The following is a 259-nucleotide window of genomic DNA, read 5'->3' as shown; positions in this document are numbered from 1 at the left end:
CTGCCGCCTGAGGACTGGGACAGCGTGATCATCGCCACCGGCCCCCTCACCTCCCCGGCTTTGGCCGAAGCCATCCGCGGGCTGACGGGCGAAGAAGCTCTGGCGTTCTTCGATGCCATCGCCCCGATCGTCTATACCGAGACGATCGATTTCGCCAAGGCTTGGTACCAGTCGCGCTACGACAAACCGGGCCCCGGCGGGACCGGAAAGGACTACATCAATTGCCCGCTGAACGCGGACCAGTATCGCGGCTTCATCC

General features: G+C 64.1%; 1 protein-coding gene. It reads left to right on the top strand.

What is annotated here, in order from left to right; translation table 11 throughout:
* Positions 1-24: 24 nt before the first annotated feature.
* Positions 25-259: FAD-dependent oxidoreductase (locus SB754_RS21200; protein ID WP_410784313.1), on the top strand; the 235-nt coding region annotated here is incomplete at its 3' end.

This window comes from Leifsonia sp. SIMBA_070 (assembly GCF_046534635.1).
Classification (GTDB): domain Bacteria; phylum Actinomycetota; class Actinomycetes; order Actinomycetales; family Microbacteriaceae; genus Leifsonia.
The sequence above is the reverse complement of the archived record's forward strand: the minus strand, read 5'-3'. Positions and strand labels throughout refer to the sequence as shown.